Source organism: Flavobacterium sp. ASW18X (genome assembly GCF_005144745.1).
Classification (GTDB): Bacteria; Bacteroidota; Bacteroidia; order Flavobacteriales; family Flavobacteriaceae; genus Croceivirga.
The window spans coordinates 26,579-46,948 of sequence record NZ_SWKK01000010.1 but is presented as its reverse complement, the minus strand read 5'-3'; the positions used below and the strand labels follow the sequence as shown (position 1 = coordinate 46,948).

General features: G+C 35.6%; 12 protein-coding genes and 2 tRNA genes. 9 read left to right on the top strand and 5 right to left on the bottom strand.

Annotated elements, in window-relative coordinates; genetic code table 11:
* Window positions 1-72: 72 nt before the first annotated feature.
* The 5 genes from FBT53_RS08170 (at window position 73) to FBT53_RS08150 (ending at window position 7,697) form a co-directional block, all read left to right on the top strand.
* Window positions 73-2,112 carry an HD family phosphohydrolase gene (locus tag FBT53_RS08170; RefSeq protein ID WP_136950692.1) on the top strand — a complete coding sequence of 680 codons (2,040 nt, stop codon included), beginning with the start codon at window positions 73-75 and terminating at the stop codon, window positions 2,110-2,112.
* Window positions 2,113-2,220: 108 nt separating this feature from the next.
* Window positions 2,221-2,304 (top strand) — tRNA-Ser (locus FBT53_RS08165).
* 25 nt (window positions 2,305-2,329) lie between these two features.
* Window positions 2,330-2,404 (top strand) — tRNA-Pro (locus FBT53_RS08160).
* 422 nt (window positions 2,405-2,826) lie between these two features.
* Window positions 2,827-3,135 carry an ATP-binding protein gene (locus FBT53_RS08155; RefSeq protein WP_136950691.1) on the top strand — a complete coding sequence of 103 codons (309 nt, stop codon included), beginning with the start codon at window positions 2,827-2,829 and terminating at the stop codon, window positions 3,133-3,135.
* Window positions 3,136-3,245: 110 nt separating this feature from the next.
* Window positions 3,246-7,697: a chemotaxis protein CheB gene (locus FBT53_RS08150; RefSeq protein ID WP_136950690.1), complete on the top strand. Its 4,452-nt coding sequence runs from the start codon at window positions 3,246-3,248 to the stop codon at window positions 7,695-7,697.
* A 95-nt stretch (window positions 7,698-7,792) separates the two neighbouring features.
* Here the strand turns inward: FBT53_RS08150 and FBT53_RS08145 are convergent, their stop codons facing one another.
* The 5 genes from FBT53_RS08145 to FBT53_RS08125 all read right to left on the bottom strand — a co-directional run bounded on the left by FBT53_RS08145 (window position 7,793) and on the right by FBT53_RS08125 (window position 14,585).
* Window positions 7,793-9,286 carry a sulfatase-like hydrolase/transferase gene (locus tag FBT53_RS08145; RefSeq protein ID WP_136950689.1) on the bottom strand — a complete coding sequence of 498 codons (1,494 nt, stop codon included), beginning with the start codon at window positions 9,284-9,286 and terminating at the stop codon, window positions 7,793-7,795.
* Window positions 9,287-9,300: 14 nt separating this feature from the next.
* Entirely contained in the window at window positions 9,301-11,244 is a 1,944-nt protein-coding gene (locus FBT53_RS08140) for a beta-galactosidase (RefSeq protein WP_205729031.1), read from the bottom strand.
* Window positions 11,225-12,418, bottom strand: a complete 1,194-nt coding sequence (locus FBT53_RS08135) for a sugar porter family MFS transporter (RefSeq protein ID WP_240729786.1) — start codon at window positions 12,416-12,418, stop codon at window positions 11,225-11,227. Before FBT53_RS08135 ends, FBT53_RS08140 begins: the two co-directional genes overlap by 20 nt.
* A 213-nt stretch (window positions 12,419-12,631) precedes the next feature.
* On the bottom strand, window positions 12,632-13,411 hold the full coding sequence (locus tag FBT53_RS08130; RefSeq protein ID WP_136950688.1) for an alpha/beta fold hydrolase: 780 nt from the start codon (window positions 13,409-13,411) through the stop codon (window positions 12,632-12,634).
* Window positions 13,412-13,457: 46 nt separating this feature from the next.
* Window positions 13,458-14,585, bottom strand: a complete 1,128-nt coding sequence (locus FBT53_RS08125) for a formylglycine-generating enzyme family protein (protein WP_136950687.1) — start codon at window positions 14,583-14,585, stop codon at window positions 13,458-13,460.
* 354 nt (window positions 14,586-14,939) lie between these two features.
* On the opposite strand from FBT53_RS08125, the gene FBT53_RS08120 reads away from it, so the two are divergent.
* The 4 genes from FBT53_RS08120 to FBT53_RS08105 all read left to right on the top strand — a co-directional run bounded on the left by FBT53_RS08120 (window position 14,940) and on the right by FBT53_RS08105 (window position 20,320).
* Window positions 14,940-16,052 carry an MFS transporter gene (locus FBT53_RS08120; RefSeq protein ID WP_136950686.1) on the top strand — a complete coding sequence of 371 codons (1,113 nt, stop codon included), beginning with the start codon at window positions 14,940-14,942 and terminating at the stop codon, window positions 16,050-16,052.
* A gap of 268 nt (window positions 16,053-16,320) precedes the next feature.
* Window positions 16,321-17,439 carry a galactokinase gene (gene galK, locus FBT53_RS08115; RefSeq protein ID WP_136950685.1) on the top strand — a complete coding sequence of 373 codons (1,119 nt, stop codon included), beginning with the start codon at window positions 16,321-16,323 and terminating at the stop codon, window positions 17,437-17,439.
* A 2-nt stretch (window positions 17,440-17,441) separates the two neighbouring features.
* On the top strand, window positions 17,442-18,482 hold the full coding sequence (locus tag FBT53_RS08110) for a UDP-glucose--hexose-1-phosphate uridylyltransferase (protein ID WP_136950684.1): 1,041 nt from the start codon (window positions 17,442-17,444) through the stop codon (window positions 18,480-18,482).
* 440 nt (window positions 18,483-18,922) lie between these two features.
* Window positions 18,923-20,320, top strand: a complete 1,398-nt coding sequence (locus tag FBT53_RS08105) for an arginine decarboxylase (RefSeq protein WP_136950683.1) — start codon at window positions 18,923-18,925, stop codon at window positions 20,318-20,320.
* Window positions 20,321-20,370 lie beyond the last annotated feature (50 nt).

Below are 20,370 nucleotides of genomic sequence, written 5' to 3'. Positions count from 1 at the left end.
AATCCCACGGAATGGTTAATAACCTTTGATTGTATTTATATTTTCTATTTTTGGGACAGTCCAAGCGTAATTATGGGAAAATCCTTAGATAATTTTTATAAAAATCAAACCCGTATCTATAAGTACATTCTTTATGTAGTAACTGTAGGGCTTATTGTTTTTTTCTTTCCAAGAGGAGGTAAATTTAAGTACGATTATCAAAAAGGAAAGGCTTGGCAGTACGAGAACTTATATGCTCCATTTGATTTTAATATTCAGAAGAATTTATCAGAAATAGATGAGGAAAAACAAGAATTACTACTTAATAAAGCCTCTTACTACAGTTATAATGCCAATATTGCTACCAAGGTAGAGAACGATTTTGCAGACGTATTTGCAAAACATTTTGGTGCGGCTAATTATAGTATGGCAGAAAGAGAACGCCTTTTTAAAATAGGGAAGCAGTGGCTATCAGAAATGTACCGCTTGGGGGTTTTTAAAAATAGAGAAATAGAAGGAAGACCCTATCTAATTAAAAATAATGAAGCTATTCTCATTCGTAAACATCAGGTATTAGATGTAACCAGCGCAAAACAATATTTGGTAAATCTAGTACAAGATTCTATAGCAGAAAGCGTCCGTAATCCGTTTAAGACTTCCTTGCAAAGTGTTATAAAACCTAATGTTTTTTATGACGAAGATTTATCAGAAAAGGCATTGAAAGACGAGTTAAGCAAAATTTCTTTTACTAGAGGCACCGTGCCAGAAGGAAAATTAATAATTGCCAAAGGCGAAGTAGTAGAAGCAGAAAACTTTACTATTCTAGACAGTTTAAAAAAGGAATACGAATCTGAGGTTTGGGATGCAAATAATTACTACTTTATTTTATTGGGTTATGCCGTTTTGGTGGCATTAGTGCTGGTAATGTTGTATTTGTTTTTAATGCGTTACAGACCCGATATTTATGAAAATAATATTAAGGTAACCTTTATTTTCTTTAATATTTTATTGATGGTTTTTGTCACTACTATGGTGGTGAAAAGGGTAGATAATTATCTGTATGTGGTACCTCTTTGTATTTTACCCTTAATCCTCAAAAACTTTTTTGATGCTCGTCTTGGTTTATTTGTTCATGTTTTAACCATTCTTATTCTAGGCTTTGTTGTACCCAATAGTTTTGAATACATCTTCTTACAAATAATTGCAGGGATTGTGACAATTTTAACCGTCTCCGAGTTATACAAGAGAGCCAATTTATTTATTTCGGTAGGGCAGATAACCTTAATCTACATTATTGGGTATTTTGCTTTTCATATTATTCATGAAGGGAATATGAATAATATAGAGTGGTATGTTTTCGCTATTTTCTTGCTTAATGGAATGCTAACGTTGTTTGTGCAGCCATTAATTTATTTATATGAAAAACTATTTGGCTTAGTTTCTGATGTAAGCTTATTAGAGTTGTCAGATACCAATTCTAAGCTATTAAAGGAATTAGCAAACAAGGCACCAGGTACTTTTCATCATTCTTTGCAAGTAGCGAATTTAGCCGAAGCAGCCGCCAATGAAATTGGAGCCAATGCTATGTTGGTTAGGGTAGGGGCACTCTACCATGATATTGGTAAGATGAACAGACCAACCTACTTTACAGAAAACCAGATTACTAATGTTAATCCGCATGATGATTTACCACCAAAAGAAAGTGCTAAAATAATTATAGATCACGTGATAGCGGGAATAGAATTAGCAAGGAAAAATAATTTGCCAGATAGGATTATTGATTTTATAAGAACACACCATGGTGATTCTATGGTGTATTATTTTTACAAAAAGCAGCAAGAGATAGAACCAGATACTGAAGATGAACCTTTTAGGTATCCTGGTCCAATACCCTTTTCAAAAGAAACGGCAATTTTAATGATGTCAGATGCGGTGGAGGCAGCATCTAAAAGTTTAAAATCACCTACCTACATTATCATTGATGAATTTGTGGAAAAAATTATTGGCGGACAACTAAAAGCGGGGCAGTTTACCAACGCTAATATTACCCTTAAAGAAATAGAAACAGTAAAGAAGGTGCTAAAAAAGAAGCTAACAAACATTTATCACTTGCGTGTAGAATACCCAGAATAAGGTAGTTATGAAATTTATCAAAAAAAAGCTGTTTAAATAGTTGCATTGTATGTTTACTTGTGGTATTTTTGCAACCGCATTTTTAAAGACGTTCATACAGAAAATATTGGAGAGGTGCCGGAGTGGTAACGGAGCAGATTGCTAATCTGTCAGCGCGTAAGTGCTGCCTGGGTTCGAGTCCCAGTCTCTCCGCTTTTTTCCAAATAAAGATAACCTTCGGGGTGTAGCGTAGCCCGGTTATCGCGCCTGCTTTGGGAGCAGGAGGTCGCAGGTTCGAATCCTGCCACCCCGACAACAAGAGCCACTGAGAAATCAGTGGCTTTTTTTGTTTCTAATCGTTCATACCTATCTTAAATCGTGCTACAAACTGTACTTGTTTTAGGAACTAAGGGATACTCTGTTGGATTACAGACATCTATAACTAACTGAAATAACCATAAGAGAACGGATAAATAAACTTTGCTGTTTATTTAAGGGTGTCCCATTAATAATCCATTCTAGTGCTACAAATTTCTTTTCTTTCTATGCCCATTAAAAATTAATTCAGTAATGGGCTAAATAAAGGTAGGATATACTCCCAAATTTTATAGAGAAAGGTTTATTTAGAAAATGAATAGTGATTAAGAAAAAGAGTACAGATTACTATTAAAATGTGATGAAAGTCCGAAGGTTTATGGTGTAGCCGCCTATTTAGAAAGTGTGCCGTAAAATTTTATTACTGACGCTACAAACTATAGAGATAAATCAAAGGAAAGATATGTAAAGATTCTCTCGAACTTTACGGATAAGAAAGTACAAATTATTGTAGAAGATAATGGTCTAGGTATTAATTTAGATAAGCATAAAACTAAATTATTTGACATGTACAAAACCTTTCACAAACACCCAGAAGCTAGAGGTATAGGTTTGTTCATGACTAAAAATCGGGTAGAGGCTATAGGCGTGAATATACATGTTAAAAGTGAGGTTGGGTTATGTTCTACTTTTATAGCAGAGTTTCTATTTTGTTATTATATTTTCTGAATTTAGTTAAACATAATTTAAAATTATTAGTAAAAATCTTACATTTGTTAAAAGGATTGTCGTAATTCTTATAATCTTTTAAAATTTTAAGAAGACACCAAAAACGTACCATGAAAAAGATAAATCCACCGCAATTAGATAATGATTTTTTAGTGGTTGCCATTGGTGCGTCTGCGGGTGGTCTCAAAGCTGTTCATGATTTTTTTGATGCGATGGCAGATAGTCCGGGGATGGCGTTTATTTTAGTTCAACATTTGGCACCAAACTTTAAAAGTCTTATGCCAGAACTATTGGCTTCTCATACAAAAATGGAAATTTTTGTAGCAGAAGAAAACCAAGAAATTAAACCTAATTGCATTTATCTAAACAATAAGGATAAAAATTTGGGGGTAAATGATGGAAAATTTACACTGTTAGAGAAAGCTACAAGAAAACAAATAGATTTACCTATAGATATCATCTTTCAGATGGTGGCCAGAGAATATAAAGAAAATGCTATAGGTGTTATATTATCTGGCACAGGTTCCGATGGTTCCAAAGGACTATATGATTTAAAAGAGCAAGGAGGAACAATCTTAGTACAAAGCCCTGAATCTGCTGAATTTGATGGTATGCCAAAATCTGCCATTCAGACCAATTGTGTAGATTTTATTTTATCACCTGGGAAAATAGCAGAGAATATTGTTTGGCTCGCCAGTCAAGACCAACAACTTGTAAATCTCAGTGCTTCTAATAGCAATTCCATCTACGACAAAATTTTAACACTTTTATATAAAACAGGTGGGGTAGATTTTAAAAAATACAAGCCCAACACACTTATCCGGAGAATGAATAAGCGTATGAGTTATGTAAAGACAAATACGCTAGATGATTATTTTAGGTATCTGCTGAATCATGAGGATGAGATTGAAATTTTAAGTCAGAGCTTTTTAATTGGCGTTACTACATTTTTTAGAAATCCAGAAGCATTTCTATTTCTAAAACACAGCATAATTCCAAAACTTTGCCAACAAAAAAAAGGAGAAGATACCATACGTATTTGGGTGCCTGGTTGCGCTTCTGGTAAAGAGGTATATACACTTGCTATACTGTTTGATGAATACATACAAGAACATAAATTAAACCTCAAGTTTAAAATTTTTGGGTCAGATATTAATAAAGAAAGTTTAAAAAAGGCAAGCAGTGGTGAATATATTATTAATGATGCTGCAGAATTAAACGATATTTATTTGACCAATTACTTTATAAAAAAAGGGGATAGGCTTCAAGTAATTAAAAAGATTAGAGAAAAGATTATTTTTTCATATCATGACTTAACTAGTGACCCACCTTACATACAAATAGATTTAATCTCTTGTAGAAATTTGCTCATTTATTTAAATAAAGAGGCCAAGGAGTCAGTATTTAAATCGTTTGAATTTTCCCTAAATAAAAATGGTTACCTCTTTTTAGGGAATAGCGAATCTTTAGGTAAGATGAGTCAGGCTTTTAAACTAATAGACGCAAAAAACAAAATTTATAAAATTAAGGAAGGAAGGATGGAAAGTAAAAAACCTACCTTAGAGAATAAGACAATTGTAGACCAAGTGAGCTATTTAAATGCAAACAATAGTAGCTCTCACAGAAGTTTTGCTTCTCAGAAAGAATTACTGTATTATAAACATTTATGTAAAAAACATGTGCCCGTTACGGTTTATATAAATGAAAATTATGATTTGACTTTTATGATGGGCGACTTTAAAAAGTGGTTCCAATCTAATGACGGGCTTTTTACCAATAACTTATTACATCTAATACCGGAAGACTTAGCCATTTTAATTAGGAATGGGGTTAGAAGGGTAAAACAAAGTGGTAACCCCGTTACTTACAAGGCGGTTAACATACATACACTAGAAGGTAATGTGGTTACCAATGTTTTACTAGAAAGTGTAACATTAGAACCAGAAGCTGATCCCATGTTTTTAATTCAGTTTGGGGAGGGTAAAGAAATTGTAAAAGCAGAAGAGGTCACATTTAAAAATGAAGATATTCCTAGCTATGCACAACAACGCATTACCGATTTGGAGTTTGAATTGGGTGAAAAGAATGTTTTGCTAGACGATATTAGAGAAGAATTAGAGACCAGTAATGAAGAATTGCAGAGTTCTAATGAAGAACTCATGTCTTCTAATGAAGAACTACAGAGTTCTAATGAAGAATTACAATCTGTTAACGAGGAACTTTATACCGTAAATACAGAATTACAAGAAAAAAATAAGGAGTTAGAAGCACTGTATAATGACATGGATAACCTCCTAAACAGTACAGATATTGGAACCTTGTTTTTAGACGATACCTTAAATATTAGAAAATTTACCCCAGCAATAACCAAGATTTTTGAGATAGAAGAGCAAGATGAAGGGCGTTCCATAGCCAAATTTTCTTCCTTTGTCACAGAAGAGGTTCGTGCAGATTTACTAAACAAATGCAAAACTGCTCTTAGCGAATTTAAAAGTTTTGAATTTCAGTTAGCAGATACTAAAAACAATTTCTATTTAGTACGTGTTGGCCCGTTTGTTACTAAACGTAAACAGATTTCTGGGGTAGTCATCACTTTTGTAAATATCAATGATATTAAAAATAAGGAGGCTGCTTTAGAGCTTAAAACCGCAGAGCTTACCATGGCACAAAATATCGCTAAATTAGGTAGTTGGACCTTGGATTTAGCAACAAACCAAGTAAGTTGGTCAGAACAATTATTTGATATTTATGGTTTAGACCCTGCCTTAGGTGTTCCCAACTACGATGATGAAAACCATAAGAAGCTGTTTACCAAAGCATCTACTAATAAATTAGAGCAAGCGGTTCAAAAAACTATTGAGACTGGAGAACCTTATTCCCTAGAATTACGTTTAATACGTAAAGATGGTACTCAAGGGTGGTTGTTTGCGCATGGTAGAGCAGTTAAGGATACGTATGGTAACATAACACATTTACAGGGTATTGCTCAAGATATTACAGACCGTAAAGAGCTACGTTCTAGTTTGCAAAAAGCAAAGGAGTTTACCAGTAAAATTACAGAATTATCGCCATCTGGCATCTATATCTATGATATGGAAAAGGGTGTAAATATTTACATGAATGATGGTTACACTAACATTCTAGGCTATACATCAGAAGATATTGCAAAATTAGAGGATGGAGAATTTTTTGCTCTCTTTCACCCAGAAGATAGGGCTTCTATAGAAAAGCACATTAGTAAAGTAGCTCAAGGCCAACCAGAAAATAAAATAGAATACCGGTTTAGACATAAAAATGGAAAATACATTTGGTGTTATTCTATAGATTCTCCTTTTGAATTCGATGACCAAGGCAACGTAAAGAGCTTTTTTGGTGTTTTTTTAGATATAACAGAAAAGAAAAAAACCGAAGAGCGTTTAAAAAAAGCGCTTAAAGATGCCAATAGCGCTAACATTTACAAGAATCAATTTTTAGCAAACATGAGTCATGAAATTAGAACACCACTCAATGGTTTGGTTGGGTTTTCTAATTTGCTAAGAGATCATGATTTAGACATTCATGAGAAAAAGGAATATATAGATATTATAGAAAACTGTAGCAAGCAATTGCTCAATCTGGTAGATGATATTATAGATTTAAGTAAGATAGAAGCAGGAGAACTGGATATGAATTTTACCCAATGTGAACTGAATCATTTGGTAAAAGAATTAGAATTAACGTTTAGAGAGATTAAACGACAACAAGAAAAGGATCAGGTGGAAATTATAGCTTACACCCCTAATCCCAATCAGCCAATAAATATCAAAACAGATCCCAACCGTCTTAAACAAGTGCTTATAAATCTGATAGGGAATGCTCTAAAATTTACAGATAAGGGCCATGTTAAGTTTGGCTATCAAATAGAAGGCGATTTTGTGATGTTCCGCGTCACAGATACTGGAATAGGCATAACGGAAGATAAGTTAAAACTCATTTTTGAACGTTTTGAACGTGTTAACCCAAGTAATACAGATAAATATTCTGGTAAAGGTTTAGGCTTATCTATTTCTAAAGGAATAATTGGTTTGTTAGGCGGAGAGATTAAAGTGGAATCTGTACCTGGCCAAGGGAGTACCTTCTCCTTTATTATTCCCTACTCAAAAACTAAACCAGTTAGCTTAGGGTTTATTGTAAAAGAAACACCAGATTACAAAGCGCTTTTTAAAGACCAAAGAGTATTGGTCGTAGATGATAATAGAATTAATAGACAATATCTAAAAACGATTTTTAAACGAACCACTTTGATAGCGGCTTTTGCGGACAGTGGAGAAGAAGCTATTAGCATGTTTAAAAAAGACGATGCATATGATATTGTTTTAATGGATATAAGAATGCCCAATATGGATGGTTTCCAAGCAAAAAATCATCTTTTAGAAATTAACCCTAATACTAAAATTATTGCGCAAACTGCACATGCTATGTCTAATGATAGGGAGCAGTGTTTAGAAAAAGGATTTGTGGATTATATTCCAAAGCCTTTGGGTAAAGACGACCTTTTTGAAGTCTTAGCTAAATGGATTTAAAGGTTTACTTTGGGTAACCAATTGGTTAGTGTTAAGTGTTGTCCAAACAAAAGCCACTGCAGATGCAGTGGCTTTTACATTGTAAAAAAACGTTTTTATTTGTGCGCAGAGGCATCAAAAATACCGGGAAAATTGCCCATGTCATGCGTTTTCCAGTCAGTTTCTAATTCTGGGGGATTGTACCATAAGGGTTTTACATGCTTTTTAGACCAGACTTCCGCTTCTGATACTAATGTTTTTAATACCTCTGGATATTCACTTTCTAAATTGTTTTCTTCGCTTAAATCTTCTTTTACGTTAAACAATTGCCAGTTTGCTTTACCTTTCTTTAAGGCTTTAAAATCATTTTTGCGAACAGCTACATCAGAATAGCCAGGCCAGTGGCGCATGGCAAAAATGCTTTCGTCTTGTCGAGCACTAGTGCCAGTAGTTAAACTTTCCCAAATGTTTTTACCATGTAATTCCTGTGTTTTAGGTAATTTTGCCTGTGCTAAATGGGCAAAAGTAGGGTAGAAGTCTAATGCGGAAATAGGGTGGTCGTAAATGGTGTTGGCTTGTATTTCTTTTGGGTAGTGGATAAACATAGGCACTCTAAAACCACCTTCTTGCATACTGCCTTTTCCTTCTTTTAACGGATAGTTATTAGCACCTTCGGTTGTTTTACCGCCATTATCACTTAAAAACACAATTAAGGTATTGTCTAGCTGATTGTTAGCTTTCAACGCATCTGCCAACTGGCCTACGCCACGGTCTACTGCATACACCATTGCAGCGTAGGTTTTGCGTTTTTTATCCGTAATATGGCTAAACTTGGCCAAGTCTTCTTTCTTAGCTTCCAAAGGCACGTGTGGCGCATTATACGCTAGAAATAAAAAGAATGGATTTTCCTTCGCTTTTTGGTCAGACACAAAATTAACTGCCGCATCAGAAAGTTCATCGGTTAGGTATTTATCAGCATCCATAATAGGATTACCGTTGTGTTCTAGAGGCGTAATGTACTCCCATATGTCATCATTCCCCTTGGCTTTTTCATTTTGATAGGCGGAGTAATACTGCTCAGGAAAATATTTGTGGCCACCACCAAGGAAACCGTAAAACTCATCAAAACCTCTTTTCTGCGGATGGAATTCTGGTTTTATACCTAAGTGCCATTTACCCACTAATCCTGTAAAATAGCCTGCATCCTGCAAAGTGCTACTCATGTAAGCTAAGTTGGTCGGTATCCCTTTGCCTTCATTCTCATGGCGTCTAGGCAAATTAAACTGCGAACCAAATTCGTGCGGATACTGCCCTGTTAAAAATCCTGCTCTACTAGGACCACAGAACGGATGCACTGCATAACCAGCGGTGGCAATAGCACCATTGGCTGCCAATGCATCAAGATTGGGCGTGGGGATGTCTTTGCTGCCGTTAAAGCCAACATCATTATATCCCAAATCATCGCACATGATTACCAAAATATTAGGTCTGTTGGTAACAGTTTCATTTTGTACTAAATCTGTCTTAGCCTCTTCTTTCTTTTCTTGGTTTTTACAAGCAATCACACTAAAACCTAGTAAGATGCTCACCATTATTTTATTCCAATTCATGTTATAAAATCAGTTTACTTCTTTTTCACCTCTAATAACAAAACCCCTTCTGATGGTAGTTCAAATGAAGTTTCCATAGTATTCATCGTCATTAAGTCTGTAACAGCTATAGCCTCTCCAGAATCCAATTGCAATTTAATTTTGGTTGTATTGCGCCCCACATTCAAAAGATTCACCAAATAAGAGCCATCTTCTTGGGTTACCACTCTAGAAATAATGGTTTTGTATTTTTCACTATTATCAGCTACTATTTGTACAGGAGGTATTTGGTCTGCTACACTTTCTAAAGCCGCTTTTTTCAAGCTTTCTATATTTTCTGTGTTTAAGACTATCAATTCACCTTTGCTGGCAGAGAGTTTTTGTTTGTGTTCTTTTCCGTACTCATTAAGAGACAAGCTTTCGTCAGAATCAATAATAACCGTACCACCATTATTTAAAAAAGTTTGTAGTGCCGCAAATTCTTTTTCCGTAACATATTTGGTTTTATGCACCAACACGGTACTCCATGTACTATTGTCTTGCTTTTCTATAATATTTTTGGTTACAAAGCCCAGTGGTAAGCCTTCAAAAAATAAAGCGTTGTAAATTGTACCCGTTTGCGTCATATAATCAGGAGTATTTATCGCTGAGGTTTCTGAATAAAACAAGCGTAATGGTCTTTTTTGATTACGCAGAGCGATGATTTCTTCAGAAAAGCTATTTAAATCGTACATCACCTGTGTTACCTCATTGGCAACATGGGGTTGCATGTTTACAGAGCCTGCATAAGCACCGCCCAAACCAGGGTCAAAAAAGTTAAGTTCACCTTCTAAACGGTCTTCTGGAGAACCATCTGGGTCACGCGCCCAGAACCAGCCCATATTGGCATCCATGCCCATTAAAGTGGCCAACCAGTATACGTTGCGTACATAACTGGTACGGGTATCTAAATCTCGCCATTGCCCGGAGGAAAGAAAATGTGATTCTGAGTTTACATTTATCTTATCTGGAGCCACGGACTCTAGAAAATCGTGTAGAATGGCCATACCGTCCCACTTGTAGGCATACTTTTCAACAAAGTCAGACTTAATATGCGGTCTAATGCTAGGCCCTCCCAAGGCTTTAGCGTCGTGACCAATCATGGTGGTAAGTTCTGTAAGTGCTTCAAAATCCATCCCGTGAGAACGAGAATCCTCATAAAACGTTCTAGGAAATAGTTTTATATGGGTATCTGCTTCTGGATTTACGCTGTGTAAATTTTCTTGATTAAAAGTGAACCAATCCGTAGTTCGCTGCATGTGGTATCGGTTCCAATCATACCAAATAGGTTTTCCTCTAAGTGCAGTATCTATAGGTATTTCAATCTCCACAGAATCAAAAGAGGAAAATTTTGTCTCCCAATTGGCATTCAATTTTTTAATATCATTGTTGTAGGTATTCTTTAGCCATTTTCTAAAATTATTGAGTGTGTAGCTAGAGATACCATGCATTTCTTGGTAATTGTAGGTCCAATGGTCTTTTTCTGAATACCAGTGTGGTTCGTTAGCAAATACATACCCTAATTCCGTCACCTTTTTACCCTTGGTAAGTTCTCCCGTCTTACGTATTATTTTGCCCCAAAGGTCTTTGGCTGTTGGGTTATCAATGTCAAAACCTAAAAACAAGGAACGCCCTTTTCGAATTTCGGGCTCTTTTTTTTCTACCCATTCTGGTATACACATGCCCCAGTAGTACAAAAAGCCTACGTTGGTATCTGGAATAGTAGTGAGCTCTTTCATCAATTCTTCGTTAAAAGTGCCATCTTCTTTTAGTAAGAAAGAATTTATAGCACGGTCATGGTCTACCGGATAAAGATTTTCACCACCGTGATAGAGTGCCCCAAGATGGTCGTTATACACCTGAGTGTTGGTCAAAGGTTGCCCAACTGTTTTAGAAAAATAATCGTACGGAAAAGAAGGTTTACCATTGCTTACAAACATATTGTCGCCAGCTTTCGTATTTTGCCAAATCACTATCATACACCACGCCTACCAGATTATTTAATTGTTCAATATTTGGCACATCTTTTAGTGCAATTAAAGCCTCTGGAGTTAGGCTATATTCCGCCAGAGAAAAACCATACCAACAAAGTACTAAGCTGGCTACAATCCATAACATACCTGCTATAATCATAGGTCTACGTCCAAGTCTGTCTACTAAAAGAATGGCAAGAATAGTAAACACTATACTTACGAGACCAATCCAGATGGCTTGTGCAAATGCCGCATCTGTACCTAATCCCAATTGTTCAAAAACCGTTGGGGCGTAAAAAAGAATTGCATTAATACCAGTGGCTTGTTGTGCAATGGCAATGGTAGTAGCAATGATTAAAATGACACGCATTCGCTTTGCGAAAACACCTTTTAACTGTTCTACAATACTAAGTTCTTTTGTCTTGGAATGGATGCGTTCTAGATTCTCATTGATGTATTTAGGAATCTCTGTTAACGGCATTAGGTTGGTAAGCACTTTAGTGGCTTCCTCTTTCCTGTTTTTTAGCAGGTACCAAGATGGACTTTCAGGAATGGTAAACAGCAATAGAAACCAAATAAGTGCCGGAATTATTTCTGAGCCTAACATCCAGCGCCAAACGTTGGTGGTTAAGCCATAATCTACTGCCCATCCACTAGTCGCTGTAGACCAGTCTAAAATTAAATAGTTTATAAAATACGCTGCAGATAGACCTATTACAATATTAATTTGTGTCATAGACACTAATTTGCCTCTGAGTTTAGGAGGTGCAATTTCTCCAATGTACATAGAGGCTAAAGAAATGGAACTAAACGCCAGACCTCCAATAAAACGTGCGGCCACCAGCGTAAAGTAATTAGGAGCTAATGCAGAAAAAATAGCAGAAAATAAATAGAGAAAAGCTACGATAATTAATGTTTTTTTACGACCAAATTTATCACAAGCGTAACCAGCAAAGGGTAGTGCTAATAATACACCTAATGCGGGAGCACTAACGGCTGTTCCCAATTGTATGTCACTAAGAGCAAATTCTTTAGTAATAAAGTTAATAGTGCCAGAAATAAGGGCCGCATCTAAACCAAAGATGAGCCCGCCAATGGCTACTATAAACGAATATTTGTATGCGTTAGTTTGTTTTGGCATGTTTATTAGTTGTGGATAGTGCAAATTAAATTATTGTAAATAAATTGCATTTAACGTATATAGGCTTAAGCTAGGCATATTTTACCCCTAATTATAGAATTTTGTTGAAATTAGTGGAATAATATGTACTTATATACCTTGAATTAGCAGTAACTAAAAAGAGTTGATAATTTAGATTGCGAATAGCAATCTATTTTAAGGATAGCGTTATTGTCAAAAATAATCTGCTAAAAACTGACTTACTCCTTTGTACACTATCTCAGGATGTTCTTTATGAGGGGAATGTCCTGTATCTCTTAAAATCAATTCCTGTTTTTCACCTTTAACTTTGTTTAGAATAACGTGTACTTGTTCTAAGGTACCAAATTCGTCTAGCTCTCCCTGTAGTACAAAAACAGGGCACGTAATTTGAGTTAAAAAAGAAAAGATATTCCAAGATTTAAAACTTGGCTCTAACCATGTTTCTGTCCATGCCATAAATAGCTGATGTACTTTGTCTCCATGGTACTTGGTTAATTTTTGGTGCAATACATCATTCTTAGTATACGCACTTTTAGCCTGGATAATACCTTTTAACGTGATTTCTTCAACAAAAGAATGAGCACCTTCTACAATACATCCTTTTATGTAGTTAGGATGTTTGCCTGCTGCTATTAATGCAATGGTTGCACCATCACTATGACCAAATAAAATGGGATTTTCAATATTTAGATGTTTTAAGAATGGTATTAGAAGGTCTGCTTCTACCTCATGATAATTATCGCCTCTTTCTGCTAATTGGGGTGCTTTAGCTGCTGTGCCATAGCCAGCCCGGTCATAAATCAAAGCATTCATGCCATTCTTTTGGCTTAACTGCGCCGGAAAATCCCGCCATAAACTAATACATCCTAGGGAATCATGTAAAAAAACTAGCGTATACTTTTGGTTACTTTCATACTGGTATGTATAGGATAAATAGAAATTAGAGTTTGGAGGAAAATACTTAAATGGCATGCAGCTAAGCTACTAAACGCAACCAGTATTTACAAAATATTACATACTACTCTAGGGGAATATCTTTTATAGCTCTAAAGCCAACATGCTCAGCTCCAGAATCCATGCTTGTTGCCATACGGGCACTAATACGGTAGCTTGCACAATAACTGTCACTACAAAGAAAAGAACCGCCTTTAATTACTTTTTCATGAATCATAGGGTTGTTTGGATTATAGGCCGCCGTAGGCCCTTGAGGATTGTGGATGGTACCCTTATTTGCAAGTTCTTTGTAGTAGTTAATATTGTACCAATCTGTGGTCCATTCCCATACATTGCCCGCCATATCATACAAACCAAAGTTATTTTTTGGATAGCTCATCACTGGAGCGCGTCTTTCATACCCATCTTCTTTATTATTTACTTTAGGGAATTCACCCTCCCAAGTATTTGCATATTTATTTAGTTGACTGTGGTCATTTCCCCAGAAAAAAATGGCGTTTTCTTTTTGAGCACGTGCAGCGTATTCCCACTCAGCCTCGGTTGGTAAGCGTTTACCTGCCCACTCACAATACGCTAAAGCGTCCTCATAAGCTACTTGCACAACAGGTTCGTTGTCTTTACCTTCAATAGTGCTTTCAGGACCGTTAGGGTGTTTCCAATTGGCGCCAATTTTCCATTCCCACCACTGAGAATAATCGTATAAATTAGGCACGGAAGACTTCGTTTTTTTAAAAATTAAAGCGCCAGGCTGCAAAATGCTATCATGGGGTTTGGGCGTATTTGGTGGTAATTGTTGTTTCATTTCTTCCCAATCAATTTTACGTTCCGCAACCGTTACATACCCCGTGGCTGTTACAAATTCTCTAAACTGGGCATTGGTAACTTCATGTATGTCCATAAAGAAGCCATCTACCGTAACTTGGTGTCTAGGTTTTTCATGATTCATGGCCATTGTATCCCCTTCTAACGCTCCTTGATTAAACGTACCCCCCGGAATCCACACCATTCCTTCTGGAGTTTCTACAGTTGCTGGTTTTTTTATTAAAATCTTTGGAGTTTCTACTTGAGCTTTTGTTTGAGCTTGGGGTGTGTCTTTAGCTATTTTCTTTTCTTTACAAGCTGTAAAAAAGAGACTAAAAATAAAGCTTAAAAGCACTGTTTTGATAAGGAGGTTTTTTGTAGAAAGCGTCATAAAAAAATGGCAGTTTGTCTGTGTTTTATTAAAAGCGTCAAGTTATAACAAAGCACTCATACTTGCTAGTTAAAAACTTTAAAAAACACATTTATTATGTGGTGTTTTGGTACCTATTGTTCTTGTTTTTTTAAGTTAAATACTTGAAATTTAGATTATTGTGTATTTGTTGCATGTGCACGAATTTAGGTAGGTGTAAGAAAAGGGTTTGGCAATAAAACCATATCTTATATCTTTTAAAACATATAGTGTATGCTGTTTTATTAGCTTAAATGATCTTTAAAAAGATTTAAGTGCTAAGACAAATTACGGCTGTAGGGTAGTCTTAACTTATTGACAAATTAGCAGAATAAAATGAAAGTCCTTGATAAAGTCATTAGGCAGTTTAAATACAATCAAGAAGACCCAAATAGTCTTGCTAATAATTACATTTCTTCTCTACACAAGGATAGTAAAAATAGACTTTGGATTGCTACCAAGGATGGGATGAATATGCTCGATTTGAATCAGTCCCTGGAAAAACCACAATTTTTAAGCTTTAAATACATTTTTCAAGATACGTTACAAAATTGGCCGGGTGGAATTCAAATGCGTGCTATAGAAAAAAGTATTCAGCAAGAACAAGAAAAAGAAAAGGTCCATATAAAAGAAATTTTTAAAAAGAATATGTGTCTGGTTATTGTGGTAGGTATAATTGTCGCAATTTTTCAGCAGTTGGTGGGTATTAATAGCGTGATGTTCTATGCTCCTATGATTTTTGAACAAACCGGCATAGGTACAGATGCTTCTTTTTTACAAGCTATTTTAGTAGGCTTAGTTAATCTGGTATTTACGGTTTTAGCCATGTTTATCATCGATAGGTTAGGTAGAAAACCTATGCTGATATATGGAATGATAGGTATGGGAATATCTATGCTATTACTTACTTACGGATTTAAAACAGCAAGTTATACTCTAGATAACACGGCTTTAGAACAATTGCCCTCTGCTATACAAACATCTAAAATAGCACCCGTTATAGGCCAAACTTTTGATAACGACTTGGATTTTAAAGCGGCCTTAGCACAACATTTAGGAACGGAAACAGCTAAGCAGTACGAAGCTAATTTGGTTACGGCTGCTGCTGCTATGGATACCTCTTTAATTCTTATAGGTATTTTACTATTCGTTTCTTTTTATGCAGTTTCCATAGGTCCAGTAATGTGGGTTTTGTTTTCAGAATTGTTTCCTAACCGTATACGTGGTTTAGCCATATCCTTTGTAGGCTTAGTAAATCTCACCTTCGCCTTCTTAGTACAATTAGTGTTTCCATGGCAGTTATCTAATTTTGGTAATGCACTTACATTTCTATTGTATGCTATATTTGCCGTAATAGGGCTTCTATTTATTATCGCTAAAGTACCAGAAACTAAAGGTAAATCTTTAGAAGAGTTAGAGGCAAAGTTGGTAAATTATACTAACGGATAAAAGTTTTTCGGTTGGTTTACTCCATTTAATAATGGAATAGGAGTTAACATTATCAGTAGACAAACAATTACCTTGGTATAAAAACTATCAATTTCAAATTATACTGCTTTTGGTGGTTATTAGTACTATTCTAGTTCTATTCTGGTAAACTAGGGCCAGCTGAAGCAGACTTTCTTTAAATGTTAATAAATGTAGTATATACACTTAAAATATTTTCTATATTTGTTCATACAGTGGTAATGCTGTGTAAAGTTTAAGAAAATAACCCATGAATACTACAGAAATACATTTAACCTCTCCTGGTAGAATTAATTTGATTGGGGAACATGTAGATTATAATGATGGATTTGTACTGCCTGCAGCCATAGATAAAACCATACATTTAAAGTTTACAAAAAATGGTACTCAGCACGATGCTTCTGTGCGGAGTAAAGGGTTTGATGGTGTTTTACGCATCAATTTAGACAACGTGCAAAAAAGTACAACAGGTTGGGAGAATTATTTGTTGGGTGTTTTGCATGAAATTCAGCAGCTAAAAGAAGGCTTGGCGGGTTTTGATTGTGAGATAGAAAGCTTTTTACCTATTGGTTCTGGTGTTAGTTCTTCCGCAGCTTTAGAATGTGGCTTTGCTTATGGTCTTAATGAGCTATTTAAATTGGGACTTTCTAAATGGGATATTGTAAAGTTAGCACAACGGGCAGAACACAATTTTGTAGGAACTAAATGCGGAATCATGGATCAGTTTGCGTCCGTCATGGGCAAAGAAAAACATGCCATGTTACTCGATTGTAATTCTCTGGAATTTGAGTATATCCCTACCAATTTTAAACCTTATAAACTCTTACTTTTAAATACTAATGTAACCCATAACTTAAGCAGTGGAGAATATAACGTTAGAAGACAACAATGCGAGGACGCGTTGGCTGTAGTTCAACAAAAGTTCAAAACGGTCAAAAATTATAGAGATGTTACGCTTGCGATGCTACAAAAAGTAAAGGACGACTTGTCTGCTGTACTATATGACAGAAGCTCTTACGTAGTAGAAGAAACAGAGCGAGTTGTACAAGCTGTAAAAGCTTTGAAACAGGGAGATTTATCACAGTTTGGAGCATACATGTACCAAACGCATCAAGGATTGAGCAAAAAATATGAAGTAAGTTGTCCAGAACTAGACTATCTGGTTGCCCTTACACAAGATGAACCCAGCGTATTAGGAGCTAGGATGATGGGGGGCGGCTTTGGTGGCTGTACTCTAAATATAATACATGAAGATGCTATAGAAGACTTTGTGTCTAAAGCTGCAACAGCTTACAAATCAAAGTTTGGTATAGAACTTTCCCAATTCACTACTTTACCTAGTAATGGTACAACGCTTATAAACTCATAACTATGGCACTAGATTTTAATGAACATCCACATAGAAGATACAATATTTTAACTGGGGAATGGGTTTTGGTATCGCCACATAGAACCAAAAGACCCTGGCAAGGCAAACAAGAAAAGCCACCTGTAGCCGAAAGACCTACGTACGACCCAAATTGTTATTTGTGTCCTGGAAATACTAGAGCCGGCGGGCAACAAACCCCAAATTACGATAGTGTTTACAGTTTTACTAACGATTTTTCTGCATTGCTTGCAGATACGCCAAATGATGAGGTAGTAGACGGCCTATTGCGTGCCAAAGGAGAAACGGGGCTGTGTAAAGTAATTTGCTTTTCTCCTGACCACTCTAAAACCTTACCTGTTATGTCTTTAGAAGAGATAGAAAAGGTCATAGAACTTTGGCAAAAAGAATACCAAGAACTTGGTGCTAAAGAGGGCATCAACCATGTGCAAATATTTGAAAATAAAGGAGATATGATGGGGTGTAGTAATCCGCATCCTCATGGTCAAATTTGGGCACAATATTCTGTTCCGCAAGAGGTAGAAAAGAAAAGTATTAAACAAAAGGAATATTGGCAAGCCAATGCAAAAGGTTTGTTGTTAGCTTACATTGAGCAAGAAATGGAACAAAGAGAGCGTATCATTTTTGAGAACGATACTTTTATTGCTTTAGTTCCTTATTGGGCAGTATGGCCATATGAGGTGATGATTGCTCCCAAAAGACAAATACAGCATATTTTGCAATTAACAGTAGCAGAGAAAAAAGATTATGCAGAAGCCATTAAAGTAGTGACTACAAAATTTGATAATTTATTTGAGGTTTCTTTTCCTTATTCCAGTGGAATACACCAAGCTCCAACTGATGGGGATTTGCATGAAGAATGGCATTTTCATATGAGTTTTTATCCTCCTTTATTACGTTCTGCAACTGTGAAAAAATTTATGGTAGGGTATGAGATGTTTGCAAACCCGCAAAGAGACATTACTGCAGAACAAGCTGCAGATAAATTAAATACGCTTTCTACCGTACATTATTCTCTGCAATAATCAAGAAATTTATGTAAAAAAGCGTGCCTAGCTTAACCTAGACACGCTTTTTGTCTTAAAAAACAAGTTGTAAATCAAGGTTTTACATTTTTTTTGGTATAAAAAGCAAAAAAAATATTTAAAAAGTTTGCAGCATCGATTTTTTATCTATGTTTGCCCCGTTAAATGAGTCCAACTAATTAACCGGACGCATTGCCTTTTTATTGAAAACTTTTTTCATGTTCGGGCCTTTGGGGATAAGGAAGTCTACCCAAAAAGCTGTTCTAAGATTAGGACTCCGGATACTAGGGCTGACTTCTAAAGACCGCTTGTTGTCAGGACGTGCAACTATTTTAAACCGCACGTTTAAACCATACACCGTTTTTGAATTTCGTATCTGATATTCTTGTTATTCCCTCGTATTTTTTAGAATTTTAGGATTAACAGATGCATAAACAAAAATGAAAACGAAATATTTTGATCTAATTGATCAAACCTATGACTTTCCACAAGAGGAATTTCAACTTAAAGACAACAATTTAGAATTTCATGGTATCGATTTAAAAGGATTAATCGCTGAGTATGGCGCACCTTTAAAATTCACATACCTGCCAAAAATATCAGACAACATACAACGTGCACAAAAGTGGTTTGCCAAATCCATTAAAAAGCATGGGTATAAGGGTAATTACCATTATTGCTATTGTACCAAAAGCTCGCATTTTCAGCATGTGTTGAATGAGGCTTTGAAGAATAACATCCATATAGAAACGTCTTCGGCTTTTGATATCGATATTGTAAACCATCTTAAATCTAAAGGCAAAATAAGCAAAGATACCTTTGTACTTTGCAATGGGTTTAAGCGCGATAAATACATCAATAATATTGCAGACCTTATCAATAACGGACACGAAAATTGTATTCCTATTATTGATAATTATGAGGAGCTCAACTTGTTGCAGTCCAACATTAACGGAACGTTTAATGTGGGTATTCGTATCGCATCAGAAGAAGAACCAAAATTTGAGTTCTATACTTCAAGATTGGGTATTGGCTATAAAAATATAGTTCCTTTTTACAATCAATCTGTTAAAGAAAATGAGCAAGTGAATCTTAAAATGCTTCACTTTTTCATCAACACCGGTATTAGGGATACCGCTTATTATTGGAACGAACTATTAAAATGTTTAAAGGTGTATATTAACCTTAAACGCGTTTGCCCAACTTTGGATAGCCTAAATATTGGTGGTGGTTTTCCTATCAAAAATTCGTTGGCGTTTGAATATGATTATGCTTATATGATAGATGAAATCATCAATCAGATAAACCAGGCATGCCAAGAAGCAAAAGTAGATGTACCCCATATTTTCACTGAATTTGGAAGTTTTACCGTAGGCGAAAGTGGCGGTGCCATTTATGAGGTATTGTACCAAAAACAACAAAATGATAGGGAAAAATGGAATATGATCAACTCATCTTTCATAACAACCTTGCCAGATTCTTGGGCTATAAATAAGCGCTTTATTTTACTGGCTATAAACCGTTGGAATGAGGAGTATGAGCGTGTTCTGCTTGGTGGATTAACATGTGACAGTGATGATTACTACAACTCTGAGCAACACATGAACGCTATTTATTTGCCAAAATACAAAAAGGATAAACCCTTGTACATTGGTTTCTTTAATACAGGAGCATACCAAGAGTCTATAGGGGGTTATGGCGGATTGCAACACTGTTTAATACCAGCACCAAAACACATTCTCATAGATAGAGATGAAAATGGTGAGCTAACTACAAAAGTTTTTGCAGAACAACAGACATCAGCCAAATTTATGGATATCTTAGGGTATACCAAGTAATTGAGCATTTTCGTAAAAAATAAAACAACAAATAATTTTTAGTACCCTTT